This window comes from Paracoccus sp. FO-3 (genome assembly GCF_006386455.1).
Taxonomy (GTDB): domain Bacteria; phylum Pseudomonadota; class Alphaproteobacteria; order Rhodobacterales; family Rhodobacteraceae; genus Paracoccus; species Paracoccus versutus.
The window spans coordinates 1-15,701 of sequence record NZ_VCBQ01000110.1; the positions used below are offsets into that span (position 1 = coordinate 1).

General features: G+C 67.6%; 12 protein-coding genes and 2 pseudogenes. 7 read left to right on the forward strand and 7 right to left on the reverse strand.

Annotated elements, in window-relative coordinates; all coding sequences use genetic code 11:
• Positions 1 to 298, forward strand: a pseudogene (locus tag FE811_RS21925) (hypothetical protein); the annotation flags it as partial.
• A gap of 861 nt (positions 299 to 1,159) precedes the next feature.
• Here the strand turns inward: FE811_RS21925 and arcC are convergent.
• From arcC to FE811_RS21945, 4 genes are read right to left on the reverse strand one after another with little or no spacing between them, the layout of a single operon-like run.
• Positions 1,160 to 2,080: a carbamate kinase gene (gene arcC, locus FE811_RS21930; protein WP_116221265.1), complete on the reverse strand. Its 921-nt coding sequence runs from the start codon at positions 2,078 to 2,080 to the stop codon at positions 1,160 to 1,162.
• A gap of 4 nt (positions 2,081 to 2,084) precedes the next feature.
• Positions 2,085 to 3,086 carry an ornithine carbamoyltransferase gene (argF, locus tag FE811_RS21935; protein ID WP_116221266.1) on the reverse strand — a complete coding sequence of 334 codons (1,002 nt, stop codon included), beginning with the start codon at positions 3,084 to 3,086 and terminating at the stop codon, positions 2,085 to 2,087.
• A 12-nt stretch (positions 3,087 to 3,098) separates the two neighbouring features.
• Positions 3,099 to 4,325, reverse strand: a complete 1,227-nt coding sequence (gene arcA / locus FE811_RS21940; protein WP_036759509.1) for an arginine deiminase — start codon at positions 4,323 to 4,325, stop codon at positions 3,099 to 3,101.
• Positions 4,326 to 4,340: 15 nt separating this feature from the next.
• On the reverse strand, positions 4,341 to 5,774 hold the full coding sequence (locus FE811_RS21945; RefSeq protein WP_036759507.1) for a YfcC family protein: 1,434 nt from the start codon (positions 5,772 to 5,774) through the stop codon (positions 4,341 to 4,343).
• Positions 5,775 to 6,219: 445 nt separating this feature from the next.
• Between FE811_RS21945 and kdpF the strand changes: the two genes are divergently transcribed.
• From kdpF to FE811_RS21975, 6 genes are read left to right on the forward strand one after another with little or no spacing between them, the layout of a single operon-like run.
• On the forward strand, positions 6,220 to 6,306 hold the full coding sequence (kdpF, locus tag FE811_RS28775) for a K(+)-transporting ATPase subunit F (RefSeq protein WP_036759505.1): 87 nt from the start codon (positions 6,220 to 6,222) through the stop codon (positions 6,304 to 6,306).
• A gap of 9 nt (positions 6,307 to 6,315) precedes the next feature.
• Positions 6,316 to 8,001: a potassium-transporting ATPase subunit KdpA gene (kdpA, locus tag FE811_RS21955; RefSeq protein ID WP_116221267.1), complete on the forward strand. Its 1,686-nt coding sequence runs from the start codon at positions 6,316 to 6,318 to the stop codon at positions 7,999 to 8,001.
• Positions 8,002 to 8,056: 55 nt separating this feature from the next.
• On the forward strand, positions 8,057 to 10,081 hold the full coding sequence (kdpB, locus tag FE811_RS21960; RefSeq protein WP_116221268.1) for a potassium-transporting ATPase subunit KdpB: 2,025 nt from the start codon (positions 8,057 to 8,059) through the stop codon (positions 10,079 to 10,081).
• A 12-nt stretch (positions 10,082 to 10,093) separates the two neighbouring features.
• Positions 10,094 to 10,672 (forward strand): potassium-transporting ATPase subunit KdpC, encoded by a 579-nt coding sequence (gene kdpC / locus FE811_RS21965; RefSeq protein WP_116221269.1) that lies wholly within the window; start codon positions 10,094 to 10,096, stop codon positions 10,670 to 10,672.
• 8 nt (positions 10,673 to 10,680) lie between these two features.
• Positions 10,681 to 13,368, forward strand: coding sequence for a sensor histidine kinase KdpD (locus FE811_RS21970; protein WP_116221270.1), 2,688 nt, complete (start codon positions 10,681 to 10,683; stop codon positions 13,366 to 13,368).
• The gene (locus tag FE811_RS21975) at positions 13,365 to 14,048 is read left to right on the forward strand and encodes a response regulator (RefSeq protein ID WP_116221271.1); all 684 of its coding nucleotides are present in this window, start codon (positions 13,365 to 13,367) and stop codon (positions 14,046 to 14,048) included. Before FE811_RS21970 ends, FE811_RS21975 begins: the two co-directional genes overlap by 4 nt.
• A 311-nt stretch (positions 14,049 to 14,359) precedes the next feature.
• Here the strand turns inward: FE811_RS21975 and FE811_RS21980 are convergent, their stop codons facing one another.
• From FE811_RS21980 to FE811_RS21990, 3 genes and pseudogenes are all read right to left on the reverse strand, one after another.
• Positions 14,360 to 14,662, reverse strand: a complete 303-nt coding sequence (locus FE811_RS21980; RefSeq protein WP_072463914.1) for a zf-TFIIB domain-containing protein — start codon at positions 14,660 to 14,662, stop codon at positions 14,360 to 14,362.
• A gap of 288 nt (positions 14,663 to 14,950) precedes the next feature.
• On the reverse strand, positions 14,951 to 15,304 hold the full coding sequence (locus FE811_RS21985; protein ID WP_116221272.1) for a DUF2200 domain-containing protein: 354 nt from the start codon (positions 15,302 to 15,304) through the stop codon (positions 14,951 to 14,953).
• Positions 15,301 to 15,701 (reverse strand): annotated as a pseudogene (locus FE811_RS21990) (hypothetical protein); the annotation flags it as partial. The gene FE811_RS21985 and the pseudogene FE811_RS21990, both read right to left, overlap by 4 nt.

A 15,701-nucleotide genomic window follows, 5' to 3' on the forward strand; every position in this document is an offset into this window, starting at 1 on the left:
GCCGGGTTTTACTCCGCCGTTGACACCCCGCATCATCCTGACGCGGATCGAATTCCCCGCCGCCTTGCCGACGCTCGTCGTCGGCCTGAACCAGTGCATCCTGCTGTCCTTGGCGATGGTTGTCCTGGCCGGGCTGGTCGGCGCGGGCGGCCTTGGCGCCGAGGTTACACGCGGGTTGACGCGGATGGAGATGGGCCTTGGGCTGCGTGCTGGCCTGGCCATCGTCGCCATCGCCCTGCTGTTCGACCGCGTGTCGCGCTCTGCCCTGCAGCGGCCCGCAGGCGGATCGCGCATATAAGGCGATGGATAATTCCTGGTTTTCCCGGTCAAGTGTTTGCTGACGGTGTCGCGCGGTTCGTTTTCGGCCGCGCGGTCCCTTCAGCCGGTAACACCCCATGTAAGCTGAGCAAAAGTTCCTCCACCATACCGGCCTATTGGCAAGCGGCGGGCTGGTGCTGGACGACTGGCCGCCCATTTTCGACGGCTATTTCCTCCACTATCCCAGCCGACAGAACCTCCCTTCCTCATCAACGATGCAGATCGAGGTCTCTTTTACCGATGCATCCAATCCGGCATAATGCTTCATGCTGCGCGTCCTTTCCTGATGCTTGTGGCTGCTTCACACAGACCACGTTCTACCATCAGCCCGAAGCGCAGCACCTCATGGCGTCCGGGGCCGGAAGCAGCCCAAGTCCATTCAGGGCGAGTTGGGCGACGACTTCACCGGCAGGCGTAATGATTGCACCCGGCCCCCACGACACCATGTCGCCACGCTCGCCCGTAACGTCGGAAGATGCCAACCAGAGACCTGCTTCGCGGCATCGGTTCGCACGTTCCGCGTTGTGAACGTCCTTGTAGATTCCGGGGACTGCGTGACGCCGATACGGACCTCCGCCGCCCCCTTATGTGAATTGACCAGCCTTAGCCCCTCTTGCTTCACCGGGTCACATACCACGACCCGCAGCCTTGTCCCGCATCCTTGCCATGATGGTGAGGAATTCGCTGCAGTGCCAGTCGAGCGTCAGCTTTCGGGAGGTTGCGCCGCAGCATTTGCAGGTGCCGACCGTGCGCTCCGGGACCGGATACAGCTGTCTGATCGGTTAGTTAGGGTCTTCGTGACATGGGTTCATCGCCGAGATGAGGAACTGTCGATATGCCCTCACTCACCCGACCCCGAGCGCACCAACGTGCCTGCGCGTCCTTCCAGGATCGCGCGGGCATCCTCCAGTCGCCCGATTCCGGCCATCCTGCCCGGCGATGCCGCGAAGGTGCGGGCGGCCTCGACCTTGGGTGCCATCGAGCCCGCGGCGAAGCGGGCCGGATCCAGCTGGTCGGGCCGCGCCCAGCGGATGGCGCGCTGCTCGGGGGTGCCCCAGCCGTCATAGACCACATCGACATCGGTCAGCATCAGGAAGGCATCGGCCTCCAGCTGCGCGGCCAGCAGGCCGGCAGCGTGGTCCTTGTCGATCACGGCCTCGACCCCCTGCAAGCTGCCATCGGCCCGCCGGATCACCGGGATGCCGCCGCCGCCCGCGCAGATCACCGTGACGCCCGCTTCGACCAACAGGCGCACCGCGCGGATCTGGGTGATGTGCCGGGGGCGGGGCGAGGACACCACGCGGCGCCACTGTCCGGCAGCCTCCTCGGCCATCGGCCAGCCATGGGCGGCGCGCATCTTCCCGGCCTCCCCGGCGTCATAGAGCGGCCCGATGGGCTTTTCGGGCCGGGCGAAGGCGGGATCGTCCGGCGCCACCTCGATCTGGGTCAGCAGCGTAGCCAGCACCGCAGCGCGCGGCAAGGCATTGGCCAGTTCCTGCTCGACCAGATAGCCGATCATGCCGACGCTTTCGGCGCCCAGGATGTCCAGCGGCCAGACCGTCTCGCTGCCATAGGCCGCCGCCTGCAGCGCCAGCAGGCCCACCTGCGGGCCGTTGCCATGCGCGACCACGATCTGGTGGTCGCGCGCCAGATCGGCCAGCGCCCGCGCCGCCTTGCGCACATTGGCGCGCTGCGCCTCGGCCGTCATCGGCTCTCCCCGGCGCAGCAGCGCATTGCCGCCCAGTGCCACCACGACACGCATCGCCCTAGCCCGCCAGGGTGGCGACCAGCACCGCCTTGATCGTGTGCATGCGGTTCTCGGCCTGGTCGAAGACGATCGAGGCGGCGGATTCGAAGACCTCCTCGGTCACTTCCATGCAATCGATGCCGTATTCGCGGAAGATCTTCTCGCCGATCCCGGTCTCGCGGTTGTGAAAGGCGGGCAGGCAATGCATGAACTTGGCATGCGGGTTGCCGGTCGCCTCCATGACCTGGCGGGTGACGCGATAGGGGGTCAGCCTTTCGATCCGCTCGGCCCAGACCTCCTCGGGCTCGCCCATCGAGACCCAGACATCGGTATAGACGAAATCGCAGCCGCGCGCGGCCTCGGCCGGATCCTCGGTCAGGGTGATCCTGGCGCCGGTGGTCGCGGCGATCTCGCGGCAGCGGGCGACCAGCGCCTCCTCGGGCCAGCAGTCGCGGGGCGCGCCAAGGCGCACGTCCATGCCGATCAGCGCGGCACCCTCCAAGAGCGAATTGCCCATGTTGTTGCCGGCATCGCCCAAGAAGCAGAAGGCAAGCTGCGACAGGTGCTTGCGGGTGAATTCGCGCATGGTCAGGAAATCGGCGAGGATCTGCGTCGGGTGGAATTCGTCCGTCAGCCCGTTATAGACCGGCACGCCCGACCATTCCGCCAGCAACTCGGCCTGCTGCTGGCCGAAGCCGCGATATTCGATGGCGTCATAGATGCGGCCCAGCACGCGGGCGGTGTCCTTCATCGATTCCTTCTTGCCGATCTGGGTGCCGGTCGGACCCAGATAGGTGACATGCGCGCCCTGGTCATAGGCCGCGACCTCGAAGCCGGTGCGGGTGCGGGTCGAATCCTTTTCGAAGATCAGCGCGATATTGCGGCCCTTCAGCCGCTGCTGCTCATAACCGCCGTATTTGGCCTGCTTGAGCGAGGCCGACAGCCGCAGCAGGAAGCGGATCTCGTCGGGGGTGAAATCCATGAGCTTGAGGACGCTGCGCCCCAGGAGATTGACGGACATCTCGGACCTCCCCTACGCCGGATCGCGGATCAGCGGGCAGGTCATGCAATGGCCGCCGCCGCGGCCGCGGCCCAGTTCGCCGCCGGGAATGGTGATGACCTCGACCCCGGCCTTGCGCAGCTGGGTGTTGGTGAAGGTGTTGCGGTCATAGGCGATGACCACGCCCGGCTCCAGCGCGATGACGTTGTTGCCGTCGTCCCATTGCTCGCGCTCGGCGACATAGGCGTCGCCGCCGGTCTCGACCACCCGCAGCTTCGGCAGGCCGAGCGCCTCGGCCGCGACCTCGACCAGCGGGCGGTTTTCCTCGCGAATGTCCAGCGTCCAATCCTTGTCGCCGGGCCGGATGGAATAGGGCACGATCCGTTCGGCCACATCGGCAAAGACCGTGACCAAGTCGTGGTCGCAGAAGCTGAACACCGTGTCGAGATGCATCGAGGCGCGCTCGGCCGGCAGCTTGCAGGCGATCACGCGCTCGGCCCCGCCCTGCGCGAACAGGGCGCGGGCAAGCTGGTCCACCGCCTGCGGGGTGGTGCGCTCGCCCATGCCGACCAGCACGGTGCCGTTGCCGATGGGCATCACGTCGCCGCCTTCCAGCGTGGCCAGGCCGTGGTCGCGATCCGGGTCGCCCCACCAGACCGGAAAGCCCGCGTCGCGGAAATCGGGATGGAAGCGATAGATCGCGGCGATGTTCACCGTTTCCAGCTTGCGCGCGTTCCAGCGCATCGGGTTCAGCGTCACGCCGCCATAGATCCAGCAGGTCGTGTCGCGGGTGAACAGATGGTTCGGCAGCGGCGGCAACACGAAATCCCCCGGCCGCAGGGTGGCGGGAAACAGCCCGCCGCCCTCCAGCGGCAGTTCGGCCCGGCTCATCCCGCCCAGCAGGATCAGCGACAGCGGATCGGCGTCGATCTCCATCAGATGTGCGCGCAACTCGTCGGCCAGGCCCACGCCCACGGTGTTTTCATTGACGCGCCGCGCCAGCAGCCAGTCGCGGGCCTCGGGGATGCGCATCGTCTCGGCCAGCAACTCGCGCAGGAAGACGACCTCGGCCCCGCGATAGCGCATGGCATCGACGAATTCCATGTGATCGGTCCGCGCCTGCTTGACCCAGATCACGTCGTCGAACAGCAGCTCATGGCAATTCGAGGGCGTCAGCCGCGCCAGCGCCGAGCCGGGGCGGTGGACGAGAACCCGGCGCAGCTTGCCGATTTCCGAATGGACGCCATAGGGGATGGACATGTTCGCTCTCCGGTTTCAGGCGATCAGGGCGCCGATGCTGAGGCAGGCCATGATGATGACCGTCAGGATCACCAGCAGCGGCCACATGAAGCGCAGCCAGCGCTCATAGGGCACGCGCCCGATGGCCAGCGCGCCCATGACCACGGCGAAGGTCGGGTTGATCAGGTTCACCAGCCCGTTCGCCGACTGATAGGCCGTCACCACCAGGTCGCGCCCTACCCCGGCGAAATCCGCGACCGGTGCCATGATCGGCATCGACAGCACCGCCAGCCCCGACGAGGACGGCACGAAGAAGGACATCAGCACCTGCAGCCAATACATCACGTTGATGAAGGCCACCTCGCCCAGGCCTGCGACCGACATCTCGGCCCAATGCAGGATGGTGTCGGTGATGCGCCCGGCATCCATGATGACGACGATGCCGCGCGCCAGCCCGATGATCAGGGCCACGCCCAGCAGGTCGCGCGCGCCATCGACGAAGGAATCGACGAAGGCCTTCTCGCCCGGTCGCACGACCAGCCCGACAAGGATGGCCGAGCCCAGGAACAGCGCGCTCATCTCGCCCATCCACCAGCCGCCCATCAGCACGCCCCAGACCATGACCAGGAAGGTCAGCCCGAAGATCGACAGGACGATCTTGTGGATGGTGGTGAATTCGGTCTTGTCGCCCTGATGCCCGCTGAGGAAATGCGCCTCGTTCCGGGCCTTCATGTCGTAGACCAGCGATTTCGACGGATCGCGGCGGACCTTCTCGGCGTAGCGCATGACATAGATCACGCAGGCCAGCCAGCACAGGACCAGGATCGCCAGCCGCAGCACCAGCCCGCGCGTGAAGGGGATCCCGGCCGCATCCGAGGCGATCACCGTCGCGAAGGCGTTCACGGTCGAGCCCAGGACGCCCACGCCCGCCCCCAGCAGGATGATCGCCACCGCCGTCACCGCATCATAGCGCGCGGCGATCATGATCGGGATCAGCAGCATGTAGAAAGCCAGCGTCTCCTCGGCCATGCCGTAGGTGGTGCCGCCCAGCGCAAAGAGCCCCATCAGCACCGGGATCATCCATTTCTCGCGTCCCGCCAGCGCGGTCATGGCATGGCCGATCCCGGCATTGATCGCGCCGCTGGCGGCGACCACGCCGATGAAGCCGCCGATCACCAGCACGAAGACGGCCACGTCGATGGCATTGGCCTGATAGCTGTCGGGATCGTAGAGCCCGGCGATGGGCGCCATCAGCACATCGGTGATGCCCTGCGGGTTCGGCTCGGTCTCGGCATAGGTGCCGGCTACGGGAACCTCGCGGTCCAGCGCCTCGTTCATCTCGCGCTGGTACTGTCCGGCGGGCACGATCCATGTCAGCGCGGCGACCAGGATGATCAGGCCGAACAGGATGGTGAATGCGGTTGGGAAACGGAACTGTCGTTTCGCGGGCGTTTCGGGCGTCTTGTCCATGATTGCCTCCGGTGGCTGGAATGGCAGCTGGCGCAGCGTCCTGCCGGTGCTGGCCACTGGGGCGGCGCGACATCGCCGCTGTCGAACTCATCCGAAAACTGCAGGGCCGGCGATCGATGACCTTGCGAACTGTACCAAGTGTTTCGGAAATCCGGCGATGCCACTTTGACTCAGATCAACCAGCAGGAAGTTACAAGGCTCCTTTGGGGCTACCGCTTCCTGGTTCCGCCCAAGCGCAGTCCCACGCGACATGATCTTTACGCCGGATTTACGCCTGCGCCCTGAAATCCGCATAGCCCCTTGACGCGCCGCGGACAGATATTGGCCCGTATCGAAACTGCGGGAGTCCTGCCATGGCAGACATCGTCTATCTTGCGCTCGGCGTGATCGGCATCGGCGGTTTCGCCGCGGCGCTGCGCCTGATCGACAGGTCGTGAGGGCGCATATGGTCGACCTTATCCTGGGCCTCGCCGTCTCGGCGGGGATCTTCGTCTTCCTCATCCTCGCGCTCTTGCGCCCGGATCGGTTCTGAGGCGCGCAGATGCAAGACCTGATCGGATATGTCCTGTTCTGCGCCGTATTGACGGCGGGCGGCTGGGTGCTGGCGCCGTTCATGGCCCGCGTCTATGCGGGCGAGCGCAGCTTTCTTTCCCCCGTGCTCGGCCCCGTCGAGCGCGGGCTCTATCGCCTTTGCGGCATCGACCCCGGCGTCCGGCAAAGCTGGCGCGGCTATGCGCTGGCGCTGCTCGCCTTCAACCTTCTGGGCTTCGTCGCGCTTTACCTGATCCTGCGGCTGCAACAGTTCCTGCCCCTGAACCCCGAGGGCATCGGCGCGATCAGCCCGGACCTTGCCTTCAATACCGCCGCCAGCTTCGTGACCAACACGAACTGGCAAGCCTATTCGGGCGAGGCGCAGCTCAGCCATCTGTCGCAGATGGCCGGGCTGACAGTGCAGAACTTCGTCTCGGCCGCGACCGGCATGGCGGTCGGCGTCGCGGTGATCCGCGGCTTCACCGCACCCAAGGGGGTGGGCTTGGGGAACTTCTGGGCCGACATGACCCGTTCGGTGCTTTATGTGCTGCTGCCGCTGTCGGTGATCCTGGCGATCCTTCTGATCCTGCAAGGCGTGCCGCAAACGCTTCTGGGCGGGGCGCATGCGACCACGCTGGAGGGTGCGCAGCAGGTGATCCCGCGCGGCCCCGTCGCCAGCCAGATCGCGATCAAGCAACTCGGCACCAATGGCGGCGGCTTCTTCGGCGCGAACTCGGCCCATCCGCTGGAGAACCCGACGGTGCTGTCGAACATGGCGCAATGCTTGGCGATCCTGCTGATCCCGGTCGGCTTCTGCTTCCTCTTCGGGCGCATGGCGCGGGACCGGCGCCAGGGCTGGGCGATCTATGCCGCCATGGGCGTGCTGTTCCTCGCCGGGCTGCTGGCGATCTGGCTGGGCGAAAGCGGCGGCAACCCGGCGCTTGGCCTTGCCAGCAACCTGGAAGGCAAGGAGATGCGCTTCGGCACCGGCCTCTCGGCGCTTTGGGCCGAGGTGACCACGGCCGCCTCGAACGGTTCGGTCAACGCCATGCATGACAGCTTCATGCCGCTGGCGGGCATGGTGCCGATCATCAACATGGCCATCGGCGAGGTGATCTTCGGCGGCGTCGGCTCGGGGCTTTACGGCATGCTGCTTTACGTCGTGCTGGCGGTGTTCCTGGCCGGGCTGATGGTCGGCCGCACGCCGGAATACCTGGGACGCAAGATCGAGGGGCGCGAGGTCACCCTGGCCATGCTGGCCTTCCTGTCGATGCCGCTGGGCATCCTGGTCGGCGGCGCGATCTCGGTCACCGTCCCGCCGGCGGCCGCGGCCATCCAGGAGGCGGGGCCGCATGGCCTGTCCGAGACGCTTTATGCCTACGCCTCGGCGGTCGGCAACAACGGCTCGGCCTTCGCGGGCTGGGGCGCGGCGCTGCCCTGGCAGACCACCGCGCTGGGGCTGCTGATGATCCTGGGCCGTTTCGCGATCATCGTGCCGATGCTGGCCATCGCGGGCTCGATGATCGGCAAGCAGCAAAGCCCGGTCACGGCGGGCACCTTTCCGACGCATGGGCCGCTGTTCGTCACGCTGCTGGTGCTGACCGTGGTGATCCTGGGTGCGCTGACCTTCTTCCCGGTCCTGGCACTTGGCCCGGTCGCCGAGCAGACGGCGCTGAGCGCCGGCCAGACCTTCTGACAGCGCAGCCCCGCCCGCACGGGGCCGCGCCCTCTCCCAAGCAAGGACAACAGACATGTCCCCCGACATCACCGCCCGATCCGGGCTTTACGGCACGGCGTTCAGGGCATCCTTCCGCAAGCTTCAGCCCCGCGCGCTGATGGGCAACCCGGTGATCTTCGTAACTGCCGTCACCGCCGCGCTGACCACCGTCCTGTCGCTGCGCGACCTTGCCCTCGGGGCCGAGGGCGCAGGCATCGGCCTGCAGGTCGCCTTCTGGCTATGGCTCTGCGTGCTCTTCGCCAATTTCGCCGAGGCGCTGGCCGAAGGCCGGGGCAAGGCGCGCGCCGACAGCCTGCGCGCCACCAAGGCGGAAACCGTCGTCAAGCTGATGGCGCATGCGGACGATCCGGCACCGCGCCAGGTTCCCTCCTCGGGCCTGCGCGCCGGGCAGATCGTGCTGGTCGAGGCGGGCGACCTGATCCCGACCGATGCCGAGGTGATCCGCGGCGTCGCCTCGGTCGATGAAAGCGCCATCACCGGCGAAAGCGCCCCGGTGATCCGCGAATCCGGCGGCGACCGTTCCTCGGTCACGGGCGGCACGCGGATCGTCTCGGACCATCTGGTCATCCGCATCACCGCCGAGCCGGGCAAGAGCTTTCTCGACCGCATGATCTCGCTGGTCGAGGGGGCCGAGCGCCAGAAGACCCCGAACGAGATCGCGCTGAACATCCTGCTGGCCGGGCTGACGCTGATCTTCCTGTTCGTGACCGTCACGCTGGAGCCCTTTGCGCGCTATTCGGGCGTCGTCATTCCCGTCATCACCCTGGCCGCGCTGTTCGTCACGCTGATCCCCACGACCATCGGCGGGCTGTTGTCGGCCATCGGCATCGCCGGCATGGACCGGCTGGTGCGCGCCAACGTCATCGCCAAGTCGGGTCGCGCGGTCGAGGCGGCAGGCGACGTGGACACGCTGCTTCTGGACAAGACCGGCACCATCACCTTCGGCAACCGCATGGCCGACGCCTTCGTCCCGGCGCGCGGCACCGATGAGCGCGGGCTGGCAATGGCGGCTTTCCTGGCCTCGCTTTCGGACGAAACGCCCGAGGGCAAATCCATCGTCGAACTGGCCAAAAAGCTGCTGAAGGACGTGACCCGCATCCCCGAACCGGGGGCCGAGCCGGTGCCGTTCTCGGCCCAGACCAGGCTGTCCGGCGTCGATTTCTCCGGCACGCGGCTGCGCAAGGGCGCCGTCGATGCGATCGAGCGCTTCACCGGGCAGAAGGCCGACGCCGCCCTGCACGCCCGGATCGAGGAGATCGCGCGCTCGGGCGGCACCCCGCTGCTGGTGGCCGAGAACGAGCGCATCCTGGGCGCGATCCACCTCAAGGACGTGATCAAGCCCGGCGTGCGCGAACGCTTTGCGGAACTGCGGGCCATGGGCATCCGCACGGTGATGATCACCGGCGACAACCCGCTGACCGCCGCCGCCATCGCCGCCGAGGCCGGGGTGGACGATTTCATGGCCGAGGCCACGCCCGAGATGAAGCTGGACTACATCCGCCGCGAACAGGCCGGCGGCCGGCTGGTGGCGATGTGCGGCGACGGCTCGAACGACGCGCCGGCGCTGGCGCAGGCCGATGTGGGCGTGGCGATGAACTCGGGCACGCCCGCCGCCAAGGAGGCCGCAAACCTGATCGACCTCGACAGCGACCCGACCAAGCTGATCGAGGTGGTGATGGTGGGCAAGCAGCTGCTGATCTCGCGCGGGGCGCTGACCACCTTCAGCCTGGCCAACGACGTGGCCAAGTATTTCGCCATCCTGCCGGCGGTCTTCGTCGCCGCCTATCCGGGCTTGGGCGTGCTGAACGTGATGGGGCTGGAAAGCCCGCAAAGCGCCATCCTGTCGGCGGTGATCTTCAACGCGCTGATCATCGTCGCGCTGATCCCGCTGGCGCTGCGCGGCGTCGGATACCAGCCCGCCAGCGCGGCGGCCCTGCTGCGGCGCAACCTGACCATCTATGGCCTCGGCGGCCTCGTCGCGCCCTTCGTCGGCATCAAGCTGATCGACATGGGCGTGACCGCGCTGGGGCTGGCATAGGGAGAGCATGCCATGATGACGCATATCCGCCCGGCTCTGGCCATGCTGGTGGCGATGATCCTGCTGACCGGGCTGGCCTATCCGCTGGCGATGACCGGGCTGGCCCGCGCCGTGGCGCCCGGCCTGTCGCAAGGCAGCCTGGTCGAGCGCGACGGCCGGATCGTCGGTTCGGCGCTGGTCGGCCAGCAATTCGCCGGGCCGGGCTATCTGCACCCGCGCCCCTCGGCGGTGGATTACGCGACCATGCCCGGCGGCGCCTCGAACCTCGGCCCCACCTCGGCCCAACTGAAAGAGCAGGTCGCGGGGCGCCGCACCGCCTATGAGGCCCAGAACGGGACCGGCGCGCCGGAGGACGCGGTGACGGCTTCCGCCTCGGGCCTCGACCCCGACATCTCGCCCGAGAATGCGCAGGCCCAGGCCGCGCGCATCGCCGAGGCGCGCGGGATCGACACCGCCATCGTGCAGCAGATCATCCGGCAGCATGTCACGCGCCCGCTTTGGGGGCTTTACGGCCAGTCGCGGGTGAATGTCCTGCGAACCAACCTGGCGCTTGACCTTGCCGCGCCCATGCCGCCTGCTGGGGCGGACTGAGGAAACCGATGTCTGAGCCCCGCCGCCCCGAACCCGAGGCCCTGCTGTCCGAGGCCCGCCGCGAGGGCCGCGGGCGGCTCAAGGTCTTTCTGGGCGCGGCGCCGGGGGTGGGCAAGACCTATGCCATGCTCGAGGCCGCGCGGCTGCGTGCGGCCGAAGGCGTCAAGGTGCTGGTCGGCGTGGTCGAAACCCATGGCCGCGCCGAGACCGAGGCGCTGCTGCGCGGGCTGGAGGTGCTGCCGCGCCGCCGCGTCATCCACAGCGGCCGCATCCTGCACGAGATGGACACCGATGCCCTGATCGCCCACCGCCCCGACCTGGCGCTGATCGACGAGCTTGCGCATTCCAACCTTTCCGGCGGTCGGCACGAAAAACGCTGGCAGGATGTCGAGGACGTGCTGGCGGCGGGGATCGACGTCTATACCACGCTGAACGTCCAGCATGTCGAGACGCTGAACGACACCGTCGCCCGCATCACCGGCGTCCGCGTGCGCGAGACAGTCCCCGACCGCGTGCTGGAAATGGCCGACGAGATCGAGCTGATCGACCTGCCGCCGGACGAGCTGATCGCCCGGCTGCGCGCGGGCAAGGTCTATGTCCAGGACCAGGCCGCGCGCGCGGTGGCGAATTTCTTTGCCAAGGGCAACTTGACCGCGCTGCGCGAACTGGCCATGCGCACCGCCGCCGACAGGGTCGACGCCCAGTTGCAAGAGCATATGGCCACCAATGCCATCGCCGGGCCATGGCCGACGCAGGAGCGCATCCTGGTGCTCTTGCCCGAGGGCGCGGTCGGCCGCGACGCCATCCGCATCGGCAAGCGTTCGGCCGACCGGGCGCGGGTGGAATGGTTCGTGCTGGCGCTGACCAGCCTGCGCGACGAACAGAACCGCCGTGCCGATGGCCAGGACGAGACCGGGCCGGCGCTGCGGCTGGCGGAAAGGCTGGGCGCCGATATCTCGACCTTGCAGGTCGAGGGGGATGCGGTCTCCGAGGTGCTGGATTTCGCCCGGCGCCAGAACATTCGCCGGATCATCCTGCCGCGCCCACCCGCGCGGCCATGGCTGGCACGGCTGCTGCCCGATGCGCGGGAACGTTTCCTTGCCGGCCTGACAAGGCGCGCCACCGATTTCGAGCTGACCCTGGTCGGCGACGAGGCCCGCGCCGGCCGGAAACGGCACGCTCCGGCCCTGCCCGACCTGCCGCACGGCCTGCGTCTTGCGGGCATCGTCATCGCGGTCGTGGCCGGCGCCAGTCTGGTCGCGATCTCTGCCGACCGGCTGTTTCCGGTCCTCAGCTTGTCGCTGATCTATATGACGGCGGTGGTTTCCGTTGCCGCATATTTCGGCCTCTGGCCCTCGGTCGCGACGGCGGTCCTGAGCTTTCTGACCTACAATCTTCTCTTTACCGAACCGCGCCTGACGCTTCACATCTGGAGCCGGGGCGAATTCCTGACGCTGGTGCTGTTCCTGGCCGCCTCGATCCTGACCGGCAACCTGGCCGCGCGGCTGCGCAGCCGCGTCATCGCGCAGCGGGCCATCGCGGACCGGACCCGCAAGCTTTACGATTTCTCGCGCAAGGCGGCCGGGGCGGCCTCTTTCGACGATGTGGTCTGGGCGGCGGTCAGCCATGTGGCGACGGTGCTGGAATGCGAATCGATCCTGCTGGTCCCCGACGAAGGCGGCGCGCTTGCCATAGCCGGCGCCTTTCCGCCCGAGGACCGGCTGGAACCGCGAGAGCGATCGGCCGCGCAATACGCCTTCGACCATGGCGAGCCGGCCGGGCGCGGGTCGGGAACGCTGCCGGCCTCGCGCTGGCTGTTCCTGCCGCTGTCCGGGGCCGAGCGGCGCCTCGGCACGCTGGGCATCGCCTATGAGGACGGGCGCGAGCCCGGCCCCGGCGACCGCCGCCTGCTCGAGGCGCTGGCCGATCAGGTGGCGCTGGCGCTGGAGCGCATCCGCCTGTCCGAGGATCTGGCGCAAAGCCGCGTCACCAGCGAAACCGAGCGGCTGCGCAGCGCGCTGCTGTCCTCGGTCAGCCACGACCTGCGCACGCCGCTGGTCTCGATCCTGGGCGCCGCCGAGGGGCTGGACCAGCCCGGCCTTGGGCCCCAGGGGCGCGACATCCTGGTCGAGACCATCCGCGAAGAGGGCGAGCGGCTGGACCGCTATATCCAGAACCTGCTCGACATGACCCGGCTGGGCCATGGCGCGCTGCGCCCGAACGCGGTGCCGACCGACCTGCGCGAACTGGTGGGCGCGGCGCGGCACCGGCTGCGCGGGCCGCTGCGCGACAACCCGGTCATGGTGACCATCCCCGAGGACATGGCGCCCGCCCATGTCGATCCGATCCTGATCGAGCAGGTCGTGGTCAACATCCTGGACAATGCGCGCAAATATGCCGGTCCCGGCACGCCGATCCGCATTTCCGCAAGCACCCATGGCGCCCGTGCCACCCTGGCGATCGAGGACGAGGGCCCCGGCCTTCCCCCCGGCGCGTCGGGCCATGTCTTCGACATGTTCTGGCGCGTGGGCCAGGGCGACGGCGGACAGGGCGGCACCGGCCTCGGCCTTGCCATCTGCAAGGGAATCGTCGAAGCCCATGGCGGCACGATCCGGGCCGAGCCGGTGCATGGCGACGGCCGCGGCACCCGGATCGCGATCGACCTGCCGCTGACAAACCCGGAGCTGACCCATTGAGCGCCGCCCGCATCCTCATCGTCGAGGACGAAACCCCGATCCGCCGCTTCCTGCGCGTGGCGCTGGAGGCCGAGGGGCATCTGGTCTCGGAGGCCGCGACGGCGCATGAGGGGGTGGCCCTTGCCGCCAAGGAGGCGCCGGCGGCGATCATCCTGGACCTGGGCCTGCCGGATGCCGACGGGATCACGGTGCTGAAGCGGGTGCGCGAGTGGTCCGCGGTGCCGGTGCTGGTCCTGTCCGTGCGCAGCGACGAGGCCGGCAAGATCGCCGCCCTCGACGCAGGCGCGCAGGACTACGTCACCAAGCCCTTCTCGACCGGCGAGCTGCTCGCCCGCCTGCGCGGCCTTCTGCGCGACCGCGCGGCCGAGGCGGCGACAGCGGTGCTGACCCTTGGTTCGCTGTCGATTGACGCGGCCGACCACCGGGCAAGCCTGGCGGGCGAGGACCTGCACCTGACCCGCAAGGAATTCGACCTTCTTTGGCTTCTGGCCACCCATGCCGGCCGGCTGGTCACGCAGGACATGATCCTGCGCGCCATCTGGGGCCCGGCCCATGCCGGCGACAGCCAGTATCTGCGCGTCTATATCCGCCAGCTCCGCGCCAAGCTCGGCGACGATGCCGCCGACCCCCGCTGGATCTTCACCGAACCGGGCGTGGGGTATCGGCTGGCCGAGGGCTGAGACGAGCCGCTGGCCCGGCCGCATCCTGAAACGCAATCTGCATGCCCAATTCCACCGTTCGCAGGAGCGGCGGACTTTGCGTTTACGACGAGCTTGACCCGGCTACGCTGACGTGGCGCGGAATATCCGCGCCGCATTCCCACGCCGCGCGGGTCGGGGCCCGCGGGTTCTGCCCACGACATTCAGGCCCACGACATTCAGGATAGGTGGCAAAGGCTCGCCAACCCGGCCCCCGCCCAGATAGCCGCATGGCGGGATACATTCTTTGTGGATGAAACCCGAGGTGCGGACGCGGCCGGGGAAGCCAGGCGTCAGAAATCGAAGAGATCCCCGAGAAAGCTCTCACGCCGTTTGGGCTTCCTGCCATACCCACGGTCATCGTCCGCAGAGGGATGGCGAGAAAGGTCGCGCCGGTCATCTCTTCTGTCGCGATCCTGAAGCGGCCGACGGTCGCGTTCCGAATCCATGGGCGCGGTTGCCTGTGCCGCGCGCTCGATGATCTTGTCGAGTTCCCCGCGATCCAGCCAGACCCCACGGCATTTGGGACAGTAGTCGATTTCTACGCCCCCGCGCTCGGCAATCACCAGCGTCTCGTCGTCTATCGGGCATTTCATTTTGTGTTCCTCGATGGGGCTGTCGGAGAACTTAAGATGTGCTCCGTGGCGCGAGTACACAAGGCCACATTGAACCGTTGCGCGGAGATCGATCACGACAGGCTGCCAGAGGATGATACACGCCACCTGCGACTGCAGCTCGCTACGCCGGCAGCATCCTCATGACCCGGCGACTGGTCAAGCGAACAGACGGAACGCTCAGAGAATGACGCGGACAGATACCGGAAAAGGCCGCCAGCCAGCGGCATGTCGCCGGACAAGATGTTAACAGCCGTGCCAGTGGGCGGCTCACCCTTTCCGCAGGATCTTCTCCATCCGCTTTCCCTTCGCCAGTTCGTCGATCAGCCTGTCCAGATAGCGGATCTCCCGCATGAGCGGGTCCTCGATCTCCTCCACCCGGATGCCGCAGACCGTGCCCTTGATCAGGAAGCGCGCCGGGTTCATGCGCGGGGCCTCGGCAAAGAAGGTCTCGAAATCCGTTTGGTCGTCCAGCCGGGCCGCCAGTTCCTCCGGGCTATAGCCGGTCAGCCAGAGGATGATCTCATCGACCTCGGCCCTGGTCCGGCCCTTCTTCTCTGCCTTCGCCGCGCAATGCGGATAAACGCTGGCGAAACTGGTGGTGAAGATCCTGTGCCTGGTCATCTCGCCTCCTGACCGAACCGCCCCGGCGCATCGGGCCATGTCCAGAGCCCCTCGTCAGCCAGGATCGCATCCACGACCGCTTCCGCCTTTGGCCGGGCACTCGGGTTGTCGCCCATCCCCCTGTATTGGGTCTCGATGTCGACCAGGAAAGCGACGACATCGTCACGCGGCGTTCCCCTGCGCAGTTGGGATGCCGCCGCGATCAGATAGCTGTCGTATTCGTCCGCGAAGGACAGGTTGGCCTCGTCCTCCCGCCCGGCCGGCTTTCCGGGTCCAGCAAGCCGATGGGATCCCAGAGCGACCAACCGATATCGTGCGAGATCGCTCAAAGAAAGGCCGTGCTGCTTTGCCACCGTTTCCGCCGCTGCACGGGCCTCGGCCTTGCGGCGATCCTCGA

Excerpts from the sequence above, each read along its gene's own strand:
- arcC (WP_116221265.1), bottom strand. The coding sequence starts at position 2,080 with ATGCGTGTCGTGGTGGCACTGGGCGGCAATGCGCTGCTGCGCCGGGGA.
- argF (WP_116221266.1), bottom strand. The coding sequence starts at position 3,086 with ATGTCCGTCAATCTCCTGGGGCGCAGCGTCCTCAAGCTCATGGATTTC.
- arcA (WP_036759509.1), bottom strand. The coding sequence starts at position 4,325 with ATGTCCATCCCCTATGGCGTCCATTCGGAAATCGGCAAGCTGCGCCGG.
- FE811_RS21945 (WP_036759507.1), bottom strand. The coding sequence starts at position 5,774 with ATGGACAAGACGCCCGAAACGCCCGCGAAACGACAGTTCCGTTTCCCA.
- kdpF (WP_036759505.1), top strand. The coding sequence starts at position 6,220 with ATGGTCGACCTTATCCTGGGCCTCGCCGTCTCGGCGGGGATCTTCGTC.
- kdpA (WP_116221267.1), top strand. The coding sequence starts at position 6,316 with ATGCAAGACCTGATCGGATATGTCCTGTTCTGCGCCGTATTGACGGCG.
- kdpB (WP_116221268.1), top strand. The coding sequence starts at position 8,057 with ATGTCCCCCGACATCACCGCCCGATCCGGGCTTTACGGCACGGCGTTC.
- kdpC (WP_116221269.1), top strand. The coding sequence starts at position 10,094 with ATGATGACGCATATCCGCCCGGCTCTGGCCATGCTGGTGGCGATGATC.
- FE811_RS21970 (WP_116221270.1), top strand. The coding sequence starts at position 10,681 with ATGTCTGAGCCCCGCCGCCCCGAACCCGAGGCCCTGCTGTCCGAGGCC.
- FE811_RS21980 (WP_072463914.1), bottom strand. The coding sequence starts at position 14,662 with ATGAAATGCCCGATAGACGACGAGACGCTGGTGATTGCCGAGCGCGGG.
- FE811_RS21985 (WP_116221272.1), bottom strand. The coding sequence starts at position 15,304 with ATGACCAGGCACAGGATCTTCACCACCAGTTTCGCCAGCGTTTATCCG.